General features: G+C 39.6%; 24 protein-coding genes. 7 read left to right on the forward strand and 17 right to left on the reverse strand.

Features of this window, described 5'->3' with window-relative positions; translation table 11 throughout:
- Positions 1-151: 151 nt before the first annotated feature.
- The 6 genes from hemF to I6F45_RS18370 all read right to left on the reverse strand — a co-directional run bounded on the left by hemF (position 152) and on the right by I6F45_RS18370 (position 5,099).
- Positions 152-1,102, reverse strand: a complete 951-nt coding sequence (hemF, locus tag I6F45_RS18345) for an oxygen-dependent coproporphyrinogen oxidase (RefSeq protein ID WP_197120017.1) — start codon at positions 1,100-1,102, stop codon at positions 152-154.
- A 1-nt stretch (position 1,103) separates the two neighbouring features.
- Positions 1,104-1,667 carry an L-threonylcarbamoyladenylate synthase gene (locus I6F45_RS18350; RefSeq protein ID WP_004335153.1) on the reverse strand — a complete coding sequence of 188 codons (564 nt, stop codon included), beginning with the start codon at positions 1,665-1,667 and terminating at the stop codon, positions 1,104-1,106.
- Positions 1,668-1,692: 25 nt separating this feature from the next.
- On the reverse strand, positions 1,693-2,268 hold the full coding sequence (locus I6F45_RS18355; protein ID WP_197161591.1) for a DNA topoisomerase family protein: 576 nt from the start codon (positions 2,266-2,268) through the stop codon (positions 1,693-1,695).
- A gap of 114 nt (positions 2,269-2,382) precedes the next feature.
- The gene (locus I6F45_RS18360) at positions 2,383-2,856 is read right to left on the reverse strand and encodes a DUF494 family protein (protein WP_197161593.1); all 474 of its coding nucleotides are present in this window, start codon (positions 2,854-2,856) and stop codon (positions 2,383-2,385) included.
- 1 nt (position 2,857) lies between these two features.
- Positions 2,858-3,949: a DNA-processing protein DprA gene (dprA, locus tag I6F45_RS18365; protein WP_197161596.1), complete on the reverse strand. Its 1,092-nt coding sequence runs from the start codon at positions 3,947-3,949 to the stop codon at positions 2,858-2,860.
- Positions 3,950-3,980: 31 nt separating this feature from the next.
- Complete coding sequence (locus I6F45_RS18370) at positions 3,981-5,099, reverse strand: LysM peptidoglycan-binding domain-containing protein (protein ID WP_165729285.1); 1,119 nt, start codon at positions 5,097-5,099, stop codon at positions 3,981-3,983.
- Between the two features lie 118 nt (positions 5,100-5,217).
- On the opposite strand from I6F45_RS18370, the gene def reads away from it, so the two are divergent.
- From def to trkA, 4 genes are all read left to right on the forward strand, one after another.
- The gene (gene def, locus I6F45_RS18375; protein WP_165729284.1) at positions 5,218-5,721 is read left to right on the forward strand and encodes a peptide deformylase; all 504 of its coding nucleotides are present in this window, start codon (positions 5,218-5,220) and stop codon (positions 5,719-5,721) included.
- A 24-nt stretch (positions 5,722-5,745) separates the two neighbouring features.
- The gene (gene fmt, locus I6F45_RS18380) at positions 5,746-6,699 is read left to right on the forward strand and encodes a methionyl-tRNA formyltransferase (RefSeq protein ID WP_010555158.1); all 954 of its coding nucleotides are present in this window, start codon (positions 5,746-5,748) and stop codon (positions 6,697-6,699) included.
- Entirely contained in the window at positions 6,692-7,987 is a 1,296-nt protein-coding gene (gene rsmB / locus I6F45_RS18385; RefSeq protein WP_024593219.1) for a 16S rRNA (cytosine(967)-C(5))-methyltransferase RsmB, read from the forward strand. The genes fmt and rsmB overlap by 8 nt, the downstream gene beginning before the upstream one ends.
- An 86-nt stretch (positions 7,988-8,073) precedes the next feature.
- On the forward strand, positions 8,074-9,450 hold the full coding sequence (gene trkA, locus I6F45_RS18390) for a Trk system potassium transporter TrkA (RefSeq protein WP_004335170.1): 1,377 nt from the start codon (positions 8,074-8,076) through the stop codon (positions 9,448-9,450).
- Positions 9,451-9,531: 81 nt separating this feature from the next.
- Here the strand turns inward: trkA and I6F45_RS18395 are convergent, their stop codons facing one another.
- From I6F45_RS18395 to I6F45_RS18430, 8 genes are all read right to left on the reverse strand, one after another.
- Positions 9,532-9,747 (reverse strand): EF-hand domain-containing protein, encoded by a 216-nt coding sequence (locus tag I6F45_RS18395; protein ID WP_007584177.1) that lies wholly within the window; start codon positions 9,745-9,747, stop codon positions 9,532-9,534.
- 77 nt (positions 9,748-9,824) lie between these two features.
- Positions 9,825-10,037, reverse strand: a complete 213-nt coding sequence (locus I6F45_RS18400) for a calmodulin (RefSeq protein ID WP_004335174.1) — start codon at positions 10,035-10,037, stop codon at positions 9,825-9,827.
- A 139-nt stretch (positions 10,038-10,176) separates the two neighbouring features.
- A complete protein-coding gene (locus I6F45_RS18405; protein WP_004335175.1) occupies positions 10,177-10,389 on the reverse strand; it encodes an EF-hand domain-containing protein in 213 nt (70 codons plus the stop codon).
- Between the two features lie 465 nt (positions 10,390-10,854).
- The gene (locus I6F45_RS18410) at positions 10,855-11,514 is read right to left on the reverse strand and encodes a flagellar brake domain-containing protein (RefSeq protein WP_007584185.1); all 660 of its coding nucleotides are present in this window, start codon (positions 11,512-11,514) and stop codon (positions 10,855-10,857) included.
- A gap of 44 nt (positions 11,515-11,558) precedes the next feature.
- On the reverse strand, positions 11,559-13,010 hold the full coding sequence (locus I6F45_RS18415) for a TrkH family potassium uptake protein (RefSeq protein ID WP_007584186.1): 1,452 nt from the start codon (positions 13,008-13,010) through the stop codon (positions 11,559-11,561).
- Between the two features lie 96 nt (positions 13,011-13,106).
- Positions 13,107-13,721: a YigZ family protein gene (locus I6F45_RS18420; protein WP_008171987.1), complete on the reverse strand. Its 615-nt coding sequence runs from the start codon at positions 13,719-13,721 to the stop codon at positions 13,107-13,109.
- An 88-nt stretch (positions 13,722-13,809) separates the two neighbouring features.
- Entirely contained in the window at positions 13,810-15,132 is a 1,323-nt protein-coding gene (pepQ, locus tag I6F45_RS18425; protein ID WP_197161599.1) for a Xaa-Pro dipeptidase, read from the reverse strand.
- Positions 15,133-15,289: 157 nt separating this feature from the next.
- Complete coding sequence (locus tag I6F45_RS18430) at positions 15,290-17,176, reverse strand: transglycosylase SLT domain-containing protein (RefSeq protein WP_197161602.1); 1,887 nt, start codon at positions 17,174-17,176, stop codon at positions 15,290-15,292.
- A gap of 193 nt (positions 17,177-17,369) precedes the next feature.
- Between I6F45_RS18430 and fadB the strand changes: the two genes are divergently transcribed.
- The 3 genes from fadB to tusA all read left to right on the forward strand — a co-directional run bounded on the left by fadB (position 17,370) and on the right by tusA (position 21,262).
- Complete coding sequence (gene fadB / locus I6F45_RS18435) at positions 17,370-19,529, forward strand: fatty acid oxidation complex subunit alpha FadB (protein ID WP_197161606.1); 2,160 nt, start codon at positions 17,370-17,372, stop codon at positions 19,527-19,529.
- Positions 19,530-19,533: 4 nt separating this feature from the next.
- Complete coding sequence (fadA, locus tag I6F45_RS18440) at positions 19,534-20,703, forward strand: acetyl-CoA C-acyltransferase FadA (RefSeq protein WP_007584192.1); 1,170 nt, start codon at positions 19,534-19,536, stop codon at positions 20,701-20,703.
- A 316-nt stretch (positions 20,704-21,019) separates the two neighbouring features.
- Positions 21,020-21,262: a sulfurtransferase TusA gene (gene tusA, locus I6F45_RS18445; protein WP_024592278.1), complete on the forward strand. Its 243-nt coding sequence runs from the start codon at positions 21,020-21,022 to the stop codon at positions 21,260-21,262.
- Here tusA and I6F45_RS18450 read toward each other — a convergent pair.
- Genes I6F45_RS18450 through I6F45_RS18460 form a run of 3 tightly spaced genes read right to left on the reverse strand, consistent with a single transcriptional unit; the run spans position 21,255 to position 24,031 of the window.
- On the reverse strand, positions 21,255-22,190 hold the full coding sequence (locus I6F45_RS18450; RefSeq protein WP_024592277.1) for a DUF4435 domain-containing protein: 936 nt from the start codon (positions 22,188-22,190) through the stop codon (positions 21,255-21,257). The two genes, tusA and I6F45_RS18450, sit on opposite strands and share 8 nt — an antisense overlap.
- A gap of 2 nt (positions 22,191-22,192) precedes the next feature.
- Complete coding sequence (locus tag I6F45_RS18455; protein ID WP_197161609.1) at positions 22,193-23,557, reverse strand: AAA family ATPase; 1,365 nt, start codon at positions 23,555-23,557, stop codon at positions 22,193-22,195.
- A gap of 24 nt (positions 23,558-23,581) precedes the next feature.
- Positions 23,582-24,031 carry a hypothetical protein gene (locus tag I6F45_RS18460; protein WP_197161612.1) on the reverse strand — a complete coding sequence of 150 codons (450 nt, stop codon included), beginning with the start codon at positions 24,029-24,031 and terminating at the stop codon, positions 23,582-23,584.
- Positions 24,032-24,048: the final 17 nt, after the last annotated feature.

Genomic DNA, 24,048 nt, shown 5'->3' on the forward strand with positions numbered 1-24,048 from the left:
AGCGCACAGGGCGTGCATCTGTGAAAGTGTTATGGCAAGGATGGCTTAAGTTACAAGCCATCCTGGAAGGCTACGATTTAGCAAAATCTCTTGAGCCAGACTTGTGATCAAGAGACAGCTAATTAGCGCCATTTTGATTACTGTATAATTATTATAATTGCCATTCTCTGGCTATCAGCTCACTTGGCTGACTAGTTAACCACTCTTGCGGGCGTAAGTAATACTGATATAGATTAGCTTCTGGGCTACTTGGCTCTGGTTTATAATTATATTCCCAGCGTGCAAGTGGTGGCATAGACATTAATATAGACTCTGTACGCCCGCCACTTTGTAGCCCAAACAACGTTCCTCTATCCCATACTAGATTAAACTCAACGTAGCGTCCGCGACGATAAAGCTGAAAATCACGTTGTTGCTCTGTGTATTCATCATTTTTGCGACGTTCAATAATAGGTAAGTAAGCATCTAAAAAGCCATTACCCACCGATTGCATAAACGCAAAGCTCTTTTCAAAGCCAAGTTCGTTTAAGTCGTCAAAAAATAAACCGCCTACTCCGCGCGTCTCGTCTCTGTGCTTTAAATAAAAGTACTCGTCGCACCAGGTTTTATATTTTGGATAAACTTCGCTGCCAAATGGTGCGCAAATATCATGAGCAACTTGATGCCAATGTTGTACGTCTTCTAATACTGGGTAAAAAGGAGTGAGATCAAACCCACCACCAAACCACCATATTGGGTCTTCGCCTTCTTTTTCAGCTATAAAAAAGCGCACATTGGCATGACTTGTTGGTACATGAGGGTTTTTGGGATGAATAACTAACGACACACCACACGCATGAAAGCTTCGCCCTGCAAGCTCTGGCCTATGCGCTGTTGCAGAGCCTGGCATTGAAGCGCCAAATACGTGTGAGTAATTAACTCCGCCTTGCTCTATTACAGCGCCGTTTGTAGTTACACGTGTACGACCACCACCGCCTTCTGCACGTTGCCAGTTATCTTCAATAAATTTAGCGCTGCCATCTGCGGCCTCTAAACCTTGGCAAATAGTGTCTTGCAAAGCCATAAAGTATGCTTTTACTTGATCTAATAATTCGCTTTGCATATTAACCTCTAAATATTTTGCCAGTCATGGCGTCTTTTATTGTGCTTGGCTGAGTATTACCACCTAACGGTTCGTCAACGTAAAAACCAACTTGCTCTGCAAATTGCGCTTTAGCTTGCTCAATACTAATAACAGTTTCTTGCCCTGTTAAGTTTGCACTCGTTGATACTAGCGGCTTACCAAACTCTTGGCATAAACGCTTTACTGTTGGATGGTTTGTTACTCTTACTGCGATAGTATCAAACTGCCCAGTTAACCATTTAGGCGTATTTTTAGAAGCAGGCATAACCCATGTAATTGCAGCAGGCCAACTCGAAAAAATATCAGCGCGTTTATCCATTGGTATTTTTGCATCGTCTACGTATTTTAATAACTGCCCGTAATTATCAGCAATTAAAATAAGCCCTTTTTCAACTGGGCGCTGTTTAATAGCTAATAGTGCCTCAACGGCTTGTTGATTATCTGGATCGCAACCTAAACCATATACAGCTTCTGTTGGGTATAAAATAACTTCGCCTTGCGTTAAGCATGTTATTGCAGTGGGCGTATTTGAAAGGTCTGACAAAGTAGTCTCCAGATATAATTAAACGTTATTCAGTTGGGGCGAGCTTATGCATGCAACTTTTTTGTGGGCATTGCAATAATGTGCCATTTGCCATATTTCTTTCTATGACGATTGGCCAATTACATTGTGGGCAAGGGTGTTCGACCGGTTTGTTATTAAGTGTGTATTTACAACTTGGGTAGCAATCACAAGAGTAAAATACTTTACCAAACTTATTACTACGCGCGACTAAATGCCCTTTTTTACATTTTGGGCAACTAGGCAAAGTGTCTTCGCTTTGTTTTTCTTCATTTTCGTTAGCAATGTAATGACACTCTGGATAACCCGTACATCCAATAAACATACCGTAGCGACCATTTTTAACCACCAGCGGTTTGTTACACTCAGGACATGCTGAATCTTCTAATATTTTGATTTCATTACTATCGTGATGTGCCAACGGTCTAATAAAGTCGCATTTAGGATAACTTGCGCATCCTAAAAAAGGGCCTGATTTACTATTGCGGATCACTAACTCTGAACCACACTGTGGGCATATCTCGTATTCTTTTTCGAGGGCGTGCTTGTTCGCCGAGAAAAGCGAATGGTCGATTTTACTCATGGTGATCCTGATAGGTTGGTGAATTTTCGCCTAATATACCCAAACCACTTAAAGATACAAGCAATGCTGTGCTTATCCGTTTAAGTAATTTGAGTACAATCAAGATAATTATCTCTAATGAAGAAGTTCGCTGGGTTCATCAAAAATCAAATCTTCCATTTGCTCATATGCCTCTTCAGAGCCAGGAACATTAAACAAAATCATAAGTACAATCCACTTTAAGTCTTCTAGGCTTATAGTTGGTTTATCGAGAGAGGCTAAACAGTCCATTACCATTTCACGAGTCACATTGTTAATAACGCCTACTTGCTCAATAAACATTAAAAAGCCACGACACTCAGCACTGAGCCTTTGGCACTCGCTATCGGTAAATATACGCGCTGCATCTTTAGGGTTAGCTATTAAATAAGGAGATTCGTCACTGTGTTGTAAGTCGGCCAGTTGCTCTAGCCAATCGAGGGCTTTAAATATCTCAGGCTTATTAAAACCTGCGCGTAATAACTCATCGGTTAGCTCATTTTGCTCGGCAAATATATCCGCTTCGCTATGAATGTAATTTTCAAAAAGATATAAAAGAATATCAAACATATTACCTTCCTGCGCTTAACTTAATATAACCATCTAGCACGCGCTCAATCTGATCGTCTAATTCTAAATCGAGCAATCTAGCGAGTACTTTGTCTATTGGCCACTGAGCACGACGTACAATATCGTCTACGCTGGTTACTTCAAAACCAATACTATTTAAAACCTCACATTGAGAATTGGCTTGAATCGGTTGCTCTTTATTACCTAAGTTACTGTCGTAAGTAAAACTCACCTCATCAAGAATGTCGGCTACGTTTTCTACTAGCTTAGCGCCTTGCTTTATTAAAAAGTGACTTGCCTGCGCTAACGGGTTTTTGATAGAACCCGGTACTGCAAACACCTCTTTATTTTGCTCAAGCGCATAACGTACTGTTATTAACGAACCGCTTTTAATTTCAGCCTCAACAATAAGCACTCCCAACGATAACCCAGAAATAATACGATTACGACGCGGAAAATTATGTGCATTAGCAGCTGTTCCGGGTAAAAACTCACTCACCAGCAGGCCGCTTTCTAAAACTTGGTCTGTTAATAGTTTATGGCGTTTGGGATAGTAAATATCAACCCCAGTACCGAGCACAGCAATGGTTTTACCCGTACCAGCAAGAGAGCCTTTGTGCGCAGCACCATCTATCCCTCTTGCCATACCTGAGGTAACTGTAATACCAGCCAAAGTTAATTCGTATGCAAATTCTGATGCTATTTCAAGTCCGGTGGGTGTCGCATTACGACTTCCTACTATTGCAATTTGCGGCGTAGATAATAACGAGACATCACCTCTACAAAATAGTAATAAAGGCGCGCTGGCAATCTGCCGGAGATCTTCTGGATAAAGCGCATCAAAAATACAGACAACCGTAATGTTGTGCAGCGTAATTAGTTGCTCATAATGGCTGACTTGTTGCCAATTGGTGTTGAGTAAATTACTCGCTTGATTAGCAGTTAATCCAAGCTTTAAAAGCTTGTCATGGGGTAAGTCGAATAACGACCCAAGGGAATAATGTGTAGATAATGCTAAAAGGGTTTTTATACCCAACCCTTTACACATATAAAAGGCAAGCCAGTGGGCTAGCTTGCCAGATGACTGATCCATGCTCTCTCCTAGAGCACCGACTCGCTACTTCTTAATGAATAACTGCAATATCTCCAATGCGAATTGGGTGCTGGTTTTTAGTTATTAATGCATAACTTACTTTGTCATACACTTTAAAGACAATTAGCTCGCCAACTTTTTCTTTAGGCATAGTCCACGTTGTATTTTCTTCGTCAGACTCACCACCAAATAATTGGCTTGCATCAGATAAAAGCTTCTCGTATTTACTAGAATCTTCTGGGTAACGAGGGCCACGAGGGCCATCAATAACCGTTGGCGATTGACGTTCTAGATCTAATACATGACCTTCTTCTATATTTTGTTCACTGCCTAAGTTTAGCACTACAACATCCATTGTGCTGAATTCTCTAACGTGTCGTGGGGAAGCAATAATATTCCCTGTTACAGGCTCAGAAGGACGGTGAATATTAAAGTACGCAGGAAGCATTTGACCTTCCATTGCCGGCATTAAAAAATCGCCTTGCTGAATTTCTCGTTTAACAGACTCAACACGTAATGACGAAGGCACGCCATTATGTTCATCACCCGCTCTAAACGCACGTGCGATACCCACGTAAGATGCACGCGTTGCTAACACTTCACCGGTTAAATCAGTGTAAGGATCACCTTTATGGTAAATGGCATATGCCTTATGTACTTGTAAGTCGCCTTTAACATATAAAATATGGCCTAACGTTTGTGTTTTAGTATTTTCGTTAGCACCTAAAATATAAGGTTTGCCTTTAATATCGTCACTGTTCATTGCTTGCTCGTAACTGATATACGGTTTGATCATTTCAAGCGGCAAAGTAGTAATAGCATTACGCCCTTTTGGTGTAATACGACCCTGAGGAGATAGCTTTCTATATCCTTTATTAATCACTAAACGTGGGTTTCCATCTGCATCGTATATTAGCGCTAATGCATCACCGGGGTAAATTAGGTGCGGGTTGTCAATTTGTGGATTCATTTGCCAAAGTTCAGGCCATAGCCAAGGCTCATCTAAATAGATGCCAGAAATATCCCAAAGTGTATCGCCTTTTTTTACAACATACTGTTTTGGTGCATCTTTTTTTATTTTAAGCACGTCAGCAATTGCGGGGAACGCAGCACTTAACGTAAGCATGATTGCAAGTAATGGAGATTTCATTGAGCTTCCTTGTATTGTTTTTTCATTATTATTGCCCAAAACCTGTTAAAGGTGAACGCGAATGGCTAAAATAAGAGCATACAATACCCTAAATTAAGCACAAGTGAAAAAGGTAACTATGGCTAGGTTAGAAGTTTTAAGATTTCCAGATGAACGTTTACGTACTACAGCAAAAGATGTTGCACAAGTTGACGACACAGTACGCCAAATTGTAAAAGACATGCTAGAGACAATGTACGATGAAAATGGCATTGGACTTGCGGCCACGCAAGTAGATATTCATCAACGAATCGTTGTTATTGATGTATCAGAAGAGCGCGATGAGCCACTGGTATTAATTAATCCACAAATCATTAAAAAAGACGGCTCTACCGTTAGCGAAGAAGGCTGTTTATCAGTACCTAACTCGTATGCAAAAGTAGACCGCGCTGAAACAGTAACAGTCGCTGCACTTAACGAAAACGGTGAAGAATTTGTACTAGATGCAGATGAATTACTGGCTATTTGTATTCAACACGAACTAGATCACCTTCAAGGTAAGCTGTTCATTGATTACTTATCTCCATTAAAGCGCCAACGTATTCGTAAAAAGCTTGAAAAAGAAGCTAAATTTGCAGATTAGTAATAAGTACCTTAGGAAAACTCAGTGACTCAACCATTACGCATTATATTTGCCGGTACGCCGGACTTTGCAGCACGTCATTTACAAGCGCTGATACAAAGCGAACACCAAATAGTGGGTGTATATAGCCAGCCAGATCGCCCTGCAGGTCGTGGTAAAAAATTAAAAGCCAGTGAAGTGAAAGCGCTAGCGCTTGAGCACAACTTACCGGTTTTTCAGCCACAGTCATTAAAAAATGATGAAGCACTAGCAGAGCTAACAAGCTTAAATGCCGACATTATGATTGTTGTAGCGTATGGCTTAATCTTACCTAAAGCTATATTAGAAGCCCCACGTTTGGGTTGTTTAAATGTGCATGGCTCTATATTACCGCGCTGGCGCGGCGCTGCACCTATTCAACGCGCAATTTGGGCAGGTGATGAGCAAACCGGCGTAACAATAATGCAAATGGATGAAGGGCTAGATACCGGCGATATGTTACATATAAGTCGCTGCCCTATTAGCACGACAGAAACTAGCGCTAGTTTATATACAAAGCTTGCTGAGCTAGGTCCAGACGCGTTAATTGAAACCATTAATAAATTAGCTAATGGCGAGATCACCCCTGAACCTCAAAATGATGAACTTGCTAACTACGCTAAAAAGCTTTCTAAAGAGGAAGCTAATATCGATTGGTCAATGAGTGCACTGCAAATTGAGCGAAACATTCGCTCTTTTAATCCATGGCCAGTGTGCTTTACCCAAATGGGTGGGCAAACAGTAAAGATTTATCAAGCGCAGGTTGTGCTGCAATCAGGTGATCCTGGGCAAATTTTATCAAGCGACAAAAATGGCGTAGTAGTGGCGTGTGGCGAACACGCTTTATGTATTACGCAATTACAGCCGCAAGGTAAAAAACCAATGGCAATTAACGACTTTTTAAATGGTCGTAGTGACTGGGTTACCCCTGGCACAATATTAGGCGAAAACAATGAGTAATGTTCCAAACGTACGAGCGCTGGCCGCTGAAACTTTATATAACGTAGTTGATAAAGGCGCATCGCTTAATCAAGAACTTCCATTTGCAAGCCAAGGCTTGCCGCCTAAAGATAAAGCGTTGCTACAGCAAATTTGTTATGGCGTTTTACGCTACTTACCGAGCCTTGAAAATTACTGCCAACACTTAGTAGAGCAGCCATTAAAAGGTAAACGTAGAATATTTCAGTTTTTATTATACGTAGGTATTTATCAACTGCAGCATATGCGCGTACCACCACATGCTGCAATTTCAGAAACTGTAAACGCACTGGCTCAACTGCGCGCTTTAGGATTAAAAGGGCTGATAAACGCCATTTTACGTAGTTTTCAGCGCCAACAAGCAGAGCTTGAAGAAAAAGCGAAGCTTATTCCGGTATGTTTATACAACCATCCAAATTGGTTTATTAAACAGGTGCAAACAGCCTACCCAGATAGCTGGGAAGCACTACTTGAAGAAAACCAGCAACAAGCACCAATGTGGCTTCGTGTAAATCAAGCACAATTTAGCACGCAAGAGTACAGCGACATGCTTAGCGCTAATGATATTGAACACACCTTAAACCCTGACTTTATTGATGGGATTAAGCTTGCCAAACCACGTGATGTATTTTCGTTGCCTGAGTTTGATACAGGTGCATGTTCAGTACAAGATGCTGCAGCACAGTTGGCAGCCCGCTTTTTAGAACCTAAAGCAGATGACTATATTTTAGATGCCTGTGCAGCACCTGGCGGAAAAACGTGTCATATATTAGAGCTTGCTGATGCTGATGTACTTGCACTTGATAGCGACTCAACTCGCCTTGAACGCGTTAAACAAAACTTAACGCGTATTGGCTTAGGTGCAGACCTTCAATGTGGCGATGCCTCACAACCACATACTTGGTGGGACGAAAAATTATTTGATCGTATTTTGCTTGATGTGCCTTGTTCAGCCACTGGCGTAATTCGCCGTCACCCTGATATAAAATGGTTACGTCGCGCATCAGATATCGAAGACTTATCTAAGTTACAAAACGATATTCTTGATAGCATTTGGCCACTGTTAAAACCAGGTGGCACATTGGTATATGCTACGTGTTCGGTTCTTCCACAAGAAAACCAACAGCAAGTTGCTAAGTTTTTAGCTAATAACGATGATGTAGAACATATACCTCTACACGAAAATGATACCGTAACAACTCCTGGTTTGCAGTTACTGCCCGGTGAAAGTGATGGATTTTATTACGCTAAGCTAGTTAAAAAAGCCTAATAGCCGTACACTAAATAGTTAGCCATTTATGAAACATTAAATGGCTATTTTTTTAATTAAATTATGATCAATACCACGGGTAAATAATGAAAATAATTATACTCGGTGCCGGGCAAGTTGGTGCTACGCTTGCTGAAAACTTAGTTGGCGAACAAAACGAAATTACCGTTGTTGATATAGACGGTAACCGATTACGTGAACTTCAAGATAAGTACGACTTACAAGGGGTTATGGGCCACAGTGCGCATCCTGATGTATTACGCCGTGCAGGCGCTGAAGATGCCGATATGATTATAGCGGTAACCAGTTCAGATGAAGTGAACATGGTTGCATGCCAAGTGGCGTACAGTATTTTTAAAACGCCCACTAAAATTGCCCGTATTCGCTCGGAGCAATATTTAAAATACCGTGAAAAACTATTTCAAAACGATGATTTACCTATCGACCATTACATTGCTCCCGAAGCACTGGTCACTAAGTATATTCGCCGTCTAATTGACTACCCTGGTGCTCTGCAAGTATTGCAGTTTGCTGATGGCATGCTCTCGTTAGTAGCCGTAAAAGCTTACTATGGGGGTTTATTAGTAGGTTATGCGTTATCTGCACTTAAAGAACATATTCCTAATGTAGAGACTCGTGTTGCTGCTATTTATCGTCAAGGTAAAGCAATAAAACCACTGGGTACCACCGTTATTGAAGCCGATGACGAAGTATTCTTTATTGCCGCTACAAAACATATACGCGCAGTAATGAACGAGCTACAAAAACTTGAGCGTTCGTACAAAAAAATTATGATAGCTGGTGGCGGTAACATTGGAGCAGGCCTTGCCCGCTCACTTGAAAAAAATCACACCGTTAAACTAATTGAACGCAGTAAAGAACGTGCCGAGCAACTCTCAGAAATGCTCGATAACACGGTCGTTTTTTGTGGTGACGCATCTGATCAAGAACTGCTCTCAGAAGAGCATATTGAACAAGTCGATGTATTTATTGCCGTAACCAACGACGATGAAGCAAACATTATGTCGGCCATGCTTGCAAAACGTATGGGCGCACAAAAAACCATGGTACTTATTCAACGTGGAGCTTACGTTGATTTGGTACAAGGCGGCGAAATAGATATTGCCATATCGCCACAACAAGCAACTATATCAGCGTTATTAACGCACGTACGCCGTGGTGATATTGTTAACGTGTATTCACTGCGTAAAGGCGCAGCAGAAGCCATTGAAGCGGTTGCTCATGGTGATGAAAACACATCTAAAGTGGTTGGTCGTGCGATTGCCGACATAAAACTTCCTGCAGGTACAACCATTGGGGCAATAGTACGTAATGACGATGTGTTGATAGCTCACGATGATACAATTATTATGTCGGGCGATCATGTCATCATGTTTTTAATCGACAAAAAACACATTACCGTTGTAGAAAAACTATTCCAAGTAAGTGCTATATTCCTTTAACTAGTTACTCTAATTAGTTAATTTAATACACAAAAAAGCCGCTGATTAAGGCGGCTTTAATGGAGTATGCTTAAATATTGATTACTGTACTTTTGAAAACTCTTCTTTAGAGATTTCACCATTACCATCAGTATCCAAATCATCAAAAATCTTTACAAGCTGAGGGTTAACCTTCGCTTCTTCCATTGTAATAGCACCGTTACCATCTGCATCAAAAGAGGCAAAATCTACTGCGGCATATGCTGCTGATGAAGATGCTAAAACGATAACTGCAAGTGTTGTATTTAATGTTTTCATAATAATATTCCTAGTAATATGGGAAGTCCTTTTCAAAGATCCCTGACTGTGAAAAATGTTTAATCTGAAAAGATTAATTAGTAATTAGCGAATTCTTCTTTAGAAAGCTCGCCGCTACCGTCGGTATCTAGCTCAATAAATTCAGCCATTAAATCTGTATCGACTGCCGCTTCGCTTGGGCTAATTGTGCCGCTACCATCGATATCAAGGCTGTCAAAATCTGATGCTGCAAATGCAGCGGAAGAAGATGCTAGTACTATAAGTGCTAATGCTTTATTTAAATGTTTCATAACTTAATCCTTCAATGTTCTATCAAAAAAATTGCTTCGTTTAACTTAAAACGTAATTTTTCACTTCCTTGTTATCCTCTTTCGTAAGCTCCCTTGCCTACTTAGGTGTCTTTGGCAACTCAGGATAAATACTTTTTAATTAAGCTTCTGAAAATTCTTCTTTTGATAACTCACCATTTTGGTCAGTATCAAGCTCAGAAAACATGCTCATTAGCTTTGCATCTACTGATGCTTCTGCTTGGCTAATTGTGCCACTGCCGTCTACATCCAGTGTGTCAAAATCTGTTGCAGCAAAAGCGGCTGAAGAAGATGCAATAGCGATAAGTGCTAAAGTTTTATTAATGCTTTTCATAATATGTATCCTTCAAATTTATGTGTGTGCGATTAAGTATTTCACTTTGAATCACGATTTCGTTCAGTACACTTAGACTATTACAACTTAGATGCCAACATTTAAAAGCTATTAATTTTCAATAAGTTAAATATAAAACGTACAACAAGAAGGCGTTTTTAGAATAGTTATTGTTGCCCTTTAGCAACACGTTTTAAAGAGATGACATTAAAGTCATTAAAAACATATAGTTATGTTTATATAAAAAGATACATTTTTAAATGTACGGTTTTAAAAGGAGGGATTTAAAATAATAATTGAGATAAATTTTAACGAGGTAGCTTTAATAACAAAAAACAAGCTGTAAAAAACAATACGTAATCAATTGTTTTATTTAAATAATAATTTTAATTGTGAAAGAGAGAAAAAACATTTTATAAATACTGACATAAAATGCCTTTTTGTTGCAAATAAGCGAAAACCTATTTATTCAACGGTAGGCTCAAGCGCAGAAGGGTCTATAAAATGCTCTTTCATAAAGGCTTTCATTTCATCCTCGCTTGCTAGTAGCTTAATTCCACAGTGCACGCCTGCGGCATGCTCTTTAACACTGCAAATTTCACCTTCAAAATCTTTATCACTGCTATTAAGTACGACAGTGCATTGCATATCTTTAATACTTTCAACTTGCTGATCGCCTCTAATATCAAACATTACACCAGTGAGTGAAATGTCTTTAATAAGGCCTTCAAGTACCCTATCGTCACTTAGCTTTAGCTTTGCAGGTAATAAGGTAGGTATGCGTGTTTGTGAGCGTAGCGCAAATAACTGCACTTGCTTTGGAAAGTTTATAAACACGAGTTTAGCGGGATGAGAGGCTACCGACATAATTTGCTGGCGAAACGCAATAACTTGCCCACCACTACCTTCAATAAGCGCTCTTACAACAACCATTACGCCATCACGTAAATAGTCACTCGCCGCAGGTAAACGCTTTGCATTGGGATAATTTAAAATAATAAACTGTTTATCGAGTAAACCAACTAATTCAGTTTTAACACGCTTACTGCTTGTAGGTGTTAATATTTCTAGGTCGACTAAGCTGCCTACACTTATATGCTTTAGCTTTTCTAAATTTGTTGGCATATCCCTTTCCCAATAGTTCGTAATTTAAAACTTAAGCCGCTCGTTTATCCACGCCAAAAAGTAGGCGTAAATAGCACTAATAAAGTAAATATTTCTAAACGACCAAACACCATTGCAATGGTAAGCAACCATTTAGCACCATCGGTTATAGCGCCATAATGCGATGCTACATCACCCAGACCTGGACCTAAGTTATTTAAACAAGCCGCAGTGGCTGAGAACGCAGTTATGTTATCCATACCCGTGCCCATAAGCGCTAACATAATAATAATAAACACCAACGCATACGCAGAGAAAAATCCCCACACGGCTTCTACTACTTTGTCTGGCAACGCCTTTCGACCCAGCTTGATTGAATATATAGCCCGTGGGTGCACCAAACGATTAAGCTCACGCACACCCTGCAAGTAAAGTAAGAACACGCGCACTACTTTCATACCACCACCGGTAGAGCCTGCACAACCACCAATAAAGCTCGAAAATATAAGTAAAATAGGTAAAAACAAAGGCCATGTTGAAAAGTTATCCGTAGCAAAGCCTGCTGTTGTACTCATAGAAACAGCTTGAAATAATGCCTGATCGAGGGTTTCATCGCCATTAGCAAATATTTCATTAGAGGAAAGTACGGTAAAACAAATAACCACCAGCGCTAATTGAATACACAAAAACACCTTAAACTCAGGGTCTCGAATATAAACTTGTATGTTACGACTGGCCACTGCGGCGTAATGCAGGGAGAAGTTAACAGCGGCAATAATTAAAAAGAACACACAAATAAAGTTAATTACAGGGCTGTCAAAGTGCCCCATAGAAGCATCATAAGTAGAAAAACCACCTATCGCGACCGTTGAGAATGCATGACATATCGCATCAAACCACTCCATCCCGGCTGCCCAATAAGCCAGCATACAAGCAATAGTCAGTGACACATAAATATACCAAAGGTGCTTTGCTGTATCGGCAATTCGCGGGGTCATTTTGGAATCTTTTACAGGCCCAGGTATTTCAGCGCGATATAACTGCATACCACCAACACCTAGCATGGGGAGTATAGCGACAGCGAGTACGATTATACCCATACCGCCAAACCACTGGAGTTGCTGGCGATAAAACAACACCGACTTAGGTAAGTACTCAATACCGGTAAGTACTGTAGCGCCGGTGGTTGTTAAGCCAGAGAATGCTTCAAACACCGCATCGGCGAGCGATAAATTAGGTTCTTGTAAAAATATAAGCGGCAAGGACGCAAACGCCCCAAGTACCAGCCAAAACAAAACAACAATTAAAAAGCCTTCACGTGCTTTTAAGTCACCGTTTTCATGGCGGTTTGGGTAGTAAGCCATCATGCCAATAACAACACTAAAGATAAATGCTAAAACAAAAGGAACACCACCACCGTCTTTATATATTAAAGACACCAGTGCCGGAGGCACCATGGTAATACTAAACAGCGCAACAAGTTGGCCAAGAATTTTTATGATGGTACGAAATTGCATTTAGCTTGTCGCTTTTATTATTAGTAAATTCAGGCTGAGTAGTATCAACCAAATTAAATAGGGTCAGTATGCATTACATGCAATTTGTGTAGGTTATTACTCTTTAATAGTTAACTCAACTGCGCCGTGACTTAAATCAAAAATATCTTTGATTGCTTGCTGAGCTTCGCGGCTATCTATTGTAATCACCCATTCAATATTAGCAGTAAATTGCTTATCAATATTAAGCACTTGATACTTTGTTTTTAATAACTGCTCAATCGCACCTTGCATGCTGTACTCGCTACTCCCTGTAATTTCAACACTGGGAACTTTAAGTACCGTTTGCAATTTTACTAATGCATTATTTAATGAGCCACCATAAGCACGTACTAACCCGCCCGTGCCTAATTTTATGCCGCCAAAGTAACGTGTAACAACAGCTGTGATTTCGCCAAGGCCTGAACCCACCAGCACATTTAACATAGGTTTTCCTGCAGTGCCATTTGGTTCACCATCGTCCGAAAAACCATAAACATGGCTGCCACCGGGGTTGCCTGCCACATGTGCCCAGCAGTTATGACGCGCATCGCTATACTTTTCTTCAATGCTTTTAATAAATGCTTTAGCTGAATTTAAATCGGGGGTATGTGCAATGTGAACTATAAACGTACTTTTTTTAATTTCTTCTTGATGAAAAACGTCAGTAGCGGGATATTTATATTCAGACATATTTTAAACTTGTAAAAAGGGGGCCAAAAGGCCCCTTTAAATAATGTACGTATTTTAACGTGTATAAACTAATTAGTGTTAACTAGAATTAATCGAGCGCTAAATCTCGTGTCATATTCTCTAAGCTATCTTCGTGAACAATAATGTTATCTTCAATACGAATACCGCCAAATGGTTTAAATGACTCAACCTTTTCCCAATTAATAAATTGCTTATTATCGGTTTGCGCTAAATCACCAAGCAGTGAATCAATAAAATATAAGCCTGGCTCAATGGTAAACACTTGGTTTTTCTCTATTCGACGAGTACAACGCAAGAACGGATGCCCTTCTGGCGATGGCTGATGAGTGCCTTTTTCGTCACTCATAAAGCCGCCCATATCATGCACTTGTAAACCAAGGTGATGCCCTAGACCATGCGGGAAGAAAGTAGAGGTAATTTTACGCTCAACAATTTCCTCAGCAGGTAAATTAACAATTTTAAAATCACTTAGAATTTGTGCTATACGGTTATGGCATTCAACGTGTAAATCACCATAAAGCATACCCGGCTTTAAACCTTTACCTAATTCAATTTGTTGAACCGTCATAGCTTGCACAAGCTCAGCAAACTCACCCTGCTTTTTAAAATCATAAGTTCGGGTAATATCAGCAGCGTAACCATTAAAGTTTGCACCGGCGTCAATTAAAAATGAGTTATGCGTGTGTGGCGCTTTTGGATCAAAATGCGTGTAATGCAAAATAGCGCAGTTTTCGTTAAGCGCAACAATGTTGCCGTACGGCATTTCATTTTCGCTTTGACGTGTAGCCATTAAGTACGCTTGTTGAATATCGAACTCACTGCCGCCATTAAAAAATGTATCGCGCGCAGCTTTATGCCCATCTACTGCAATGCGGTTAGCGTTGCGTAAACATTCAAGCTCGTACTGCGTTTTATAAGCGCGGTGGTAATGAAAATAGTTAAGTACAGGCTCAGGGTTCATAATACTAAAACCAAGTGCTTGCGCTACTTCAATATATTCGCCCATGTAAGCGTATTTAGCTTTGTCGTATGGTAATAACTTTTCAACTTGATCAGGCTGAAGTAATAGCTCTATATCAAAGTACTCAGCCCAAAAGTCGCGAGGCTCGTCTGGTACTTTATGCCAAAAATCTACTGGACGATAAAATATTAGTTTTGGTTTGTCGCTGCCATTTACCACAATCCAGCAATGAGGATTATCAATAACCGGTAACCACGCTTTAAACTGTGGATTAACTTTAAATGGATAATACATATCATCTAAAAACTGGCGCTTAGCTTGGCCTGAATGAATTACTAATCCTTCTAACCCTTCGCTATTACAAATTGTACGAGTACGCTGTTGCAGTGTTGCAATATGTTCGGCGTATAAAACGGCTAATTTATCCATTGTTAATCCATCTGTTAAATTTAACTTGCTCTGAGTCTACCACTTAAACACTAAGCGCTCAAAAAAGGGGGATATTTAACATGTAAACATCCCCCTTATTAATACCTATACCTATCGTGTTAAGTTATTGGTCGATTGGTCGATTGGTATCATATATTCAATCGCCCATTTTCATTTCGAGTAGCGGCGCTAATACATTACCTTCTCGGCCCATTCTTGTATGGTAAACCTGTCTGTACGCAAATACATTTTTTACGTAATCACGGGTTTCGCGATACGGAATAAGCTCTACCCATAACTCAGCCGGAATAGCGTCATCAGGTAACCAACGCTTTATACGGTGATAACCCGCATTATAAGAAGCTGTTGCCAGCACTTCATTGCCATGGTTTTTCTTTTTTAAGTATTGTAAGTAACTCGTACCCAACCTAATATTTGTTTTAGGTTGATATAAACGACTACTTGTCACACTGCCTTTATTTACATACTCAGCAGTACTAGGTAATAACTGCATTAAACCACGTGCATTAGCATGCGAGCGTGCATCTGGCGCAAAAGAGCTTTCGCGCCTTGCAATAGCAATACTCCAGGCAACATCTATCTTGCTACGTTTACTGTAGCGCTCAAAAACATCTTGAAACGCAAACGGAAAACGTTGCTCTACGTTATCCCACGCTTTAATTTTTGCTAAAGTAAAAATAGTACTGTCGTGCCAACCTAAATCGGTAGATAGTTGTGATGCTGCTAGCTTTTCTTCATCGCTAGACGTATCCGTTAAATAATTCCACTCACGGCGCGCCGACGTAAAGCGCTCAATATCGTAAAGTGCTTTTGCGCGCTTATAACCTGGTGCATTCCTTACTTTATCTACAAGCACCTTATCGACTGCTAAAGGTTGATTATTTAAATCAACAGGTAAACCCAAACGCGCAGCTGCTAAAAAGCCGTAATAATCACGATTAGCCGCTACGGTTTTCCAAATGTCGTCGGCTTTTTGTTGCTCACCACGTTTTGCATAGCTGTAAGCTAACCAATATTGTTGGCCAAGGCTTAAGTTTTCTTTACCTGTAAAAAACGCAGCGATACCTTCCCAATCTTGGGTTTTGAGCATATTGCCCAGTTGCCATTGAATAAGCTTGCTGTCTAGTCGCTCTTTTGGCACTTTATTTAGCCAAAAGCTCGCTTGTTTATGCCCGCTTGAAGCAAGCGACAATGCAAAAGTGTAATACACACCCGCTTTTTCCTCATCACTGTACTTAAATATTTTTTCTAACTTTTCCCACGCCTTCAAAGCAAGCTCTTTATCGCGCCATATTAAACGCTTAACACCATAAAGTGCTATTTGGCCTTCTTTAGCTGACTTATTTTTATATCTATATAATCCAGCTGCAGCGCTTGGATCTTTACGTACTTTTAAATATAAATCTGCTAAGTAGCTTTCATTTTTAGGTAACAGCGTTTTTAAATAAGGTAGTAAGCTTTGCGTACCGCCATCAGCAGCAAGTGTAACGCGCTTCCAAACGGTTTCTTCTTTCATGTAGCCTTTTTTACGCCACTGTGAAAATAAACTATCGCACTCATTTGGCTGCGACTTACCCACAGCCCATAGGTCGGTTACCTGATTAAATATTGCTTTTTCAGGTGCGCCCAAATCAAGCTGAAAATCTAAATAAGTACAGGTAAGCCCAGTATTAGACGTTTCACGGTAATTACGAATATAAGCTGCTTTTTTATTTTTCTTTTTTAAATACTCTAACCATGCTTTACGTACCGGCCACTCAAGCGGAGTATGTTGATATATGTTTAAATAGTCTTCTATCTCTGCTTGATACTTAATATTTGGATGGCGCTGCCAATATGTTTTTTCAACGTAAGGTTTCAACGGATGATTTAAGCCACTAACCGCTTCTTTAAAGTCTTGGTAGCTTCCGTACCTTACTTTTTTTTCGGCATCTAAAAATGCCTCGTTATCGATACTTGCCTCGGCAGAATAAAGAGGGAAAATGAATGCAGCTGCCGCAACACTTAATAAATATTTTTTCATAATGTCCTTTAATAAAAAATTAAAGTAGTGAATAAAAACTTTTCAACCACCTTAGCACCAAACCAGCTATATTTTAACCAGTCGATTGTAACCGAGTTAAATTTTTCGTTGCATTTTTAATTTAAAGCAAGCACACTGATTGAAATGCAAACTCATCGTACCAGTCTTAGTTCGTCAACTAGGGAGAATAATAATGTTATATAAAAGCGATTCCTTTGAAGTTAGCTTCCTAAAGGAAAGCATCGCCGAGTTTAAGTTTTGTGTTGCAGGTTCTGTAAACACATTATCTCAAAAAACTCTTTCAGATTGCGCGGCAGCATTAAAAGAATTAGCCGCTAATACTGATATCAAAGGCATGATTTTTACCAGTGATAAAGAGCACTTTATTATTGGTGCCGATATCTTCGAATTTTTACCAACGTTTACTAAACCAGAAGCAGAATTAGTAACGTGGATCAAAAATGCAACAGACGTTTTTGATGCAATCGAAGATTTACCATTCCCAACCCTAACCGCTATAAACGGCATGGCACTTGGCGGTGGTTGTGAGTGGGCACTTGCTACCGATTATCGTATAGCAAGCGAAACAGCTAAAATGGGCCTACCAGAAGTTAAGCTTGGCATAATGCCAGGGTTCGGTGGCACAGTGCGCTTACCACGTATCATTGGCGCCGATAACGCAATGATGTGGATTACCTCTGGCGCAGAAAATCGCGCAGCAGATGCCCTTAAAGTAGGTGCGTTTGACGCGGTAGTTAGTACTGACAAACTTTTAGAGTCAAGTGTATCAACGCTTGAACTTGCGATTGCTGGCAAGCTAGATTGGCAAGCAAAACGTAACGTAAAACTACAGCCACTTAAATTAAACCGTGTTGAGCAAGGCATGAGCTTTGCTATGGCAGAAGGTATGGTAATGGGTAAAACCAAAGGCCACTATCCTGCACCGGTTATGGCTGTACGTACTATTAAAGCAGCGGCAAACTGTACTCGCGATGAAGCAATGGCAATCGAAAATGCCAACTTTGCTAAATTAGCACGTACACCAGAAGCAGCAGCTCAAACAGGTATATTCCTAGCTGACCAATACATTAAAGGTAAAGCACGTAAATTTGCTAAGCACAGCGATGTAGAAATTAAACAAGCAGCTGTATTAGGTGCAGGTATTATGGGCGGCGGTATTGCATACCAGTCTGCTTATAAAGGCACACCTATTATAATGAAAGACATCCAACAAGATGCGCTTGATTTAGGTATGGGTGAAGCGTCTAAGTTATTAGGTGCAAAAGTTAAGCGTGGCCACATGCCAATGGAAAAAATGTTGGCAACTCTTAGCAAAATCAAACCAACACTTAACGATTCAGACCTACAAAGCGCCAACATTATTGTTGAAGCCGTTGTAGAAAACCCTAAAGTTAAGCAAGCAGTACTCGCTGATCTTGAAAAGAACATGCCAGAAGGCACTGTACTTACTTCAAACACATCGACTATTTGTATTGATTTACTAGCACAAGCGCTAGATAAGCCAGAAAACTTCTGTGGTATGCACTTTTTCAATCCAGTGCCAAAAATGCCATTAGTAGAAATTATCCGTGGTGCTAAGACCTCAGATAAAACAATTAATGCAGTAGTTGATTACGCGCTTAAATTAGGTAAATCACCAATTGTTGTTAACGATTGCCCAGGCTTTTTTGTAAACCGTGTTTTATTCCCTTACTTTGCAGGTTTTAGCAAATTAGTGGTTGAAGGCGCTAACTTTGCAAAAGTAGATAAAGTAATGGAAAACGTATTTGGCTGGCCTATGGGTCCGGCTTACTTACTTGATGTTGTAGGTATTGATACAGCGTTCCATTGTACTGGCGTAATGGCTGACGGTTTCCCTGAGCGTATGGCTCGTGCTGATAAAGACCCTGTGACTATTTTTGCCAACGAAAAACGTTTTGGTCAAAAGAACAAAGCCGGTTTTTACAAATACGAAACAGATCGTCGCGGTCGTCTTAAAAAGTCTCATGACGAGACAGCAGTTGAGCTATTAAGCCCAATTACAGACGCACCAAAAGAATTTGATAAACAAGAAATCATCGACCGTTGTATGATTCCAATGATTAACGAAGTGCTACTGTGTTTGCAAGAAGGCATAGTTGCCTCGCCGCAAGAAGCAGATATGGCATTAGTTTACGGTGTTGGTTTCCCTCCATTTAGAGGCGGCGCGTTCCGTTACTTAGATCAAACTGGTTTAGCCAACTTTGTTGCAGCAGCAGACAAATACGCTCACCTAGGTGCGATTTACCAAGTATCTGAGCAAACTCGCAAGTGGGCCGAAGAAGGTCGTGTTTTCTATAAGATGGAAGGTTAATATCATGAATAATCCAGTAATTGTAGATTGTATCCGCACACCAATGGGTCGCTCTAAAAGTGGTGTATTCAAACATAAACGTGCTGAAGACTTAAGCGCACATTTAATGAAAGGCTTACTTGATCGCAACCCAGCAGTTGATCCAGCATCAATTGACGATATTTATTGGGGTTGTGTACAGCAAACATTAGAGCAAGGCTTTAACGTAGCACGTAACGCAGCATTACTTGCCGGTATCCCACACAGCGTACCTGCTGTAACGGTTAACCGTTTATGTGGCTCGTCAATGCAAGCATTGCATGACGCTGCACGCGCAATAATGACAGGCGCTGGCGACACTTACCTAATTGGTGGTGTTGAGCACATGGGTCACGTACCTATGACTCACGGCAACGACTTTCACCCAGGCCTTGCAACAACGATTGCACAAGCATCGGGCTCAATGGGTTTAACAGCAGAATACCTTGCTACGCTTCATGGCATTAGCCGTGAGCAACAAGATGAATTTGCTTACCGCTCACATCAACGTGCACAAGCGGCAACTGTTGAAGGCCGTTTTCGTCGCGAAATTTTAGCAATGGAAGGTCACGCAGCAGATGGTTCGCTTATATTAGTTGAAGACGACGAAGTAATTCGCCCAGAAACAACAGTAGAAGGCCTATCAAAGCTTCGCCCTGTATTTAATCCTGCATCGGGTACGGTAACAGCCGGTACGTCTTCTGCACTTTCTGACGGCGCATCTGCAATGTTAGTAATGAGCGAAGAAAAAGCAAAAGAACTTGGCTTGCCAATTCGTGCGCGCATTAAAGCAATGGCAGTCGCTGGTTGCGATCCATCAATTATGGGTTACGGCCCAGTACCAGCAAGTAAAAAAGCACTTGCTCAAGCCGGTATTACAATTGATGACTTAGGCGTAGTAGAGCTTAACGAAGCCTTTGCAGCACAATCATTACCCGTAATGAAAGATTTAGGGTTAATGGATGTTGTTGACGAAAAAGTGAATTTAAATGGCGGCGCAATCGCACTTGGTCACCCACTGGGTTGTTCGGGTTCGCGTATTAGCACATCGCTTATTCACTTAATGGAAGATAAAAATGTACGATACGGTTTAGCAACTATGTGTATTGGTTTAGGCCAAGGCATTGCCACTGTATTTGAACGTGTTCAAGACTAATTAGTTTTAAACATGTAAAACCATCTTGGTGATTAAAAAGGCGGACTGATTTTATTCAGTTCGCCTTTTTTATTAGCTTTAATTAAGTGAAAACGACCCTTTATCAAACAAGCATGTAACAGCGTAATTATGTGATCGGGCGTATTATTAAATAAAGTCTTTTGAAGCAATAAAGTTTCAAATAAAATGGGCATATTAAGATAAGTAAAATAGTTAAATTACACTTGAAATTGCGTTAAACTGCCAAACTTATTAATTGCTATACCTAAGCACTCGCGTACGCAGCAATCACTTTAATTAAACAGGTCAATTTATTATGAGCTTTGATAATCCCGATCACCAATTAGATGCCATAGGCCTTCGCTGTCCAGAGCCAGTAATGATGGTACGTGCTGCTATTCGTAAAATGAGTGATGGTGAAACGTTATTAATAACTGCTGATGACCCGTCAACAACTCGCGACATTCCGAGCTTTTGTACGTTTATGGATCATACGCTGGTGGCTAAAGATGCAGAAGAAGCACCGTATAGATATGTGGTGAAGAAAGGACTTATATGAAAGCATTTATTAACTTTATTGGATAGTTCATACTTCCTAAACTAACCTTTCGAACCCAAGCCTCAGAAAGAGCACTTGAAATTGCATGCTCTTTAATAGAAGAAAAATTATTGGCATGTCGTAAAGCTAAATCTTTGTCTTCCCCTACAATGAATAAACATTTTGAAAAAATACGCTGAATAAAAATCATAGCTGTATGCCCTCTGCAAACATTATTACATATATAGTCAGGAGTATTATTCACTAAAGGGAGATATCTATTGTACGCATCCTGAAAAGGAGCAGATAAGGCGTTATCTGTATTATTTGACCATTTAGCTATATCAAAAAATAATTTTTCATCTATTATTTCAAAATCTTCCCATTTGATATTACCTATTGAATATGTTGCTTTATTTATATCTTTCGAAGCAAAACTAAGGGCTGTAATTATTTTTAAAGCATCTGGAAATAATGCAGAGAAAAGTATGATTGCTGGTTTTTTATACTCAGAGCCACATAAGTATTTATATGCATCAGAAATAAGCTCAAAATCAATAAAGTAGTTTTCAAAAGAATGGCCTACCGTTCTATTATAATTCCCTATAGTTTCATGCTCACCATTCAAAATATCCTTTATTTTATCATCAATTTCAAATCCATAAAATTCACGATCGATTAAATAAAACAAGTTTTGATGGGGTTCAGACTCCCGACACAATTCATGCACTTTATCTATTTTTGCTCTATTATTTTTGGAGGTTTCTCGACAATCACCCTTAATATCCTCGGCCACATCGATTTTTATTGAATGCTCCTCCAAAAGGACATCAAGCAAATTAGTTAAATGAGATCTATCATCTCGACCTTCGACCAATACTCTTTTTCGATTGCTAATCCTTACTTTCGCGATGTAATTAGGAATATCATTAGCGCTGTTACTTAACATAATTATTTACCGTGCTTAAGTAAAGTCGGCTTTACTTCTTGCATGTAGCCATCATAGTCAGCAGCAATTGCCGGAGAGTGTGTACAGATAATGAGTTGACAACTTTTTAGACCATCTCCCATTTTTTTTATTAAATCTTCTTGCCAATCAATATGCAAGGAAATTTCAGGTTCATCAATTAATACTACTGTATTATCAACGACTTGATTTACAGCCCAAAGCATTGTCAATATTTGCCTTTCTCCCGAAGAAAGGTCTATAGATTTACACAGCTCTTTTGTACCAACGTCAAAACCGACTCGAACTCGGCTATATGCTAGCTTTGTATTCGAACTCTCTCTATCTTCATCTAAAGGTTCGATTGAGCACTTTAACTTTTTATTTTTCAGGAAAAAGTTAACGTTGTTAATAAATGTATCTATTTTTGAGAATAAATTATATTTATATAAGTTTATCTCCTCTAATGCTTCTAGATAAACTTCTAATGCACCCGACAAGGAATCGTTCTCTCCCTCAGCTTCTTCTTTACATAAATTTTTAACACTCTCTAAAATCGCATTAATTTTAGATGATGACTCTAAACTAATAGAATTGAGATATTTCTTAGAATGTAATTCAAACTTCTCGATAGTATTAATAGCATCATGAATCGGAACAGATGACTTATTTGTTACTTTAGATAACATTTTTAAGAACGAAGCAGAAAATATTTCATTTTCCTTCTCACTCAAATTGTACAGTGCTCGATGGTATTGCCGTCCTAAACTCTCCTCAACAAAAACTGGTGTTGGATAATTTAGTTGAGGTAAAAAGTGACCAAAAATCTCTCTAGCAAAACTTTCAACCTGATTTGGCGATTTTTTATGACTCCAAGCCTCAAGCATAGTTCTAAAAGCAGGAAAGTAAGACGTATTCACTTTTTTTAGTCTTGTTTGATGACAAAATTTATCTATTCGTTTTTGTAACGGATGCGTTATTTCCTTTTCAAAAGTAATTATGCCCCTATCTTTGTTTACCCCTTTTAATAGATCGATCGCCTCTGACTCGCTAAAGTTCAACTTTTCTGAACTATCTTTATAACCGCCAGTAATAAAGAAGTGTGCATCATCGTCATTATCGTCCTTGAATCTTATAATTTCTATATAGCTTTGATCATCAAAAAATGCATATATATATTGAAAATTTAAGCTAACAAACTTTGCAAAATCCCAATTGAGAATGTTAGCTATAATGTGCAGGACTGTAGATTTACCTGAGCCATTTTCCCCATATAATATATTTAAGTTCGATTTAAAATCTAGGTCATAGGAATAAACACCATGCAATCCTTCAATAATTAATTTTTGTACACATAATTCCTTTTTCATACATAGCCTCATTGTAGTTGGAGTTTATTTCTTCGTTATCGTCACTTGTGGTTTGTCGTAGTCACTGTAATCAATACTTACTATGTATGTGCCTTTTATCGCTGGCGTGTAGCTAAAGTAGTTATAAATAGTATTACAGTCTGCGATAGCAGGTTGGCCGAGTGTTAGTTTTTGCCCTGCTGGTTGTGCGTCGCTGTAACCACAGTTGTAACCTTCGCTAAAATCGGCATCTGCTATTTTAAATTCGTACACTTTACCTGGGCTAGAAAACTTTACTTCAGCTTGATAAAGCGCAGTACCTACTGGCATAAATTGATACTGAGGTTCAGCATCCCAAAGCGTAAAGTCGCCTCTTAGGTAAATTGTTTTATCTAGCTCTTGTTGTGGCAATACATCGTTAATCGAAATTTGACTAGTACAAGCAGTAAGTAAACCAGCAATTGCTAAGGTTAAAATTCGTTTTATGGAGATCATCAATGGGTTTCCTTTGC

This window comes from Pseudoalteromonas sp. SWYJZ19, from assembly GCF_015864375.1.
Classification (GTDB): domain Bacteria; phylum Pseudomonadota; class Gammaproteobacteria; order Enterobacterales; family Alteromonadaceae; genus Pseudoalteromonas; species Pseudoalteromonas arctica.

Bases quoted from the DNA above. Each gene is read 5' to 3' on its own strand.
- hemF (WP_197120017.1), bottom strand. From the start codon at position 1,102: ATGCAAAGCGAATTATTAGATCAAGTAAAAGCATACTTTATGGCTTTG.
- I6F45_RS18355 (WP_197161591.1), bottom strand. From the start codon at position 2,268: ATGAGTAAAATCGACCATTCGCTTTTCTCGGCGAACAAGCACGCCCTC.
- I6F45_RS18360 (WP_197161593.1), bottom strand. From the start codon at position 2,856: ATGTTTGATATTCTTTTATATCTTTTTGAAAATTACATTCATAGCGAA.
- dprA (WP_197161596.1), bottom strand. From the start codon at position 3,949: ATGGATCAGTCATCTGGCAAGCTAGCCCACTGGCTTGCCTTTTATATG.
- I6F45_RS18370 (WP_165729285.1), bottom strand. From the start codon at position 5,099: ATGAAATCTCCATTACTTGCAATCATGCTTACGTTAAGTGCTGCGTTC.
- def (WP_165729284.1), top strand. From the start codon at position 5,218: ATGGCTAGGTTAGAAGTTTTAAGATTTCCAGATGAACGTTTACGTACT.
- rsmB (WP_024593219.1), top strand. From the start codon at position 6,692: ATGAGTAATGTTCCAAACGTACGAGCGCTGGCCGCTGAAACTTTATAT.
- trkA (WP_004335170.1), top strand. From the start codon at position 8,074: ATGAAAATAATTATACTCGGTGCCGGGCAAGTTGGTGCTACGCTTGCT.
- I6F45_RS18395 (WP_007584177.1), bottom strand. From the start codon at position 9,747: ATGAAAACATTAAATACAACACTTGCAGTTATCGTTTTAGCATCTTCA.
- I6F45_RS18400 (WP_004335174.1), bottom strand. From the start codon at position 10,037: ATGAAACATTTAAATAAAGCATTAGCACTTATAGTACTAGCATCTTCT.
- I6F45_RS18405 (WP_004335175.1), bottom strand. From the start codon at position 10,389: ATGAAAAGCATTAATAAAACTTTAGCACTTATCGCTATTGCATCTTCT.
- I6F45_RS18410 (WP_007584185.1), bottom strand. From the start codon at position 11,514: ATGCCAACAAATTTAGAAAAGCTAAAGCATATAAGTGTAGGCAGCTTA.
- I6F45_RS18415 (WP_007584186.1), bottom strand. From the start codon at position 13,010: ATGCAATTTCGTACCATCATAAAAATTCTTGGCCAACTTGTTGCGCTG.
- I6F45_RS18420 (WP_008171987.1), bottom strand. From the start codon at position 13,721: ATGTCTGAATATAAATATCCCGCTACTGACGTTTTTCATCAAGAAGAA.
- pepQ (WP_197161599.1), bottom strand. From the start codon at position 15,132: ATGGATAAATTAGCCGTTTTATACGCCGAACATATTGCAACACTGCAA.
- I6F45_RS18430 (WP_197161602.1), bottom strand. From the start codon at position 17,176: ATGAAAAAATATTTATTAAGTGTTGCGGCAGCTGCATTCATTTTCCCT.
- fadB (WP_197161606.1), top strand. From the start codon at position 17,370: ATGTTATATAAAAGCGATTCCTTTGAAGTTAGCTTCCTAAAGGAAAGC.
- fadA (WP_007584192.1), top strand. From the start codon at position 19,534: ATGAATAATCCAGTAATTGTAGATTGTATCCGCACACCAATGGGTCGC.
- tusA (WP_024592278.1), top strand. From the start codon at position 21,020: ATGAGCTTTGATAATCCCGATCACCAATTAGATGCCATAGGCCTTCGC.
- I6F45_RS18450 (WP_024592277.1), bottom strand. From the start codon at position 22,190: ATGTTAAGTAACAGCGCTAATGATATTCCTAATTACATCGCGAAAGTA.
- I6F45_RS18455 (WP_197161609.1), bottom strand. From the start codon at position 23,557: ATGAAAAAGGAATTATGTGTACAAAAATTAATTATTGAAGGATTGCAT.
- I6F45_RS18460 (WP_197161612.1), bottom strand. From the start codon at position 24,031: ATGATCTCCATAAAACGAATTTTAACCTTAGCAATTGCTGGTTTACTT.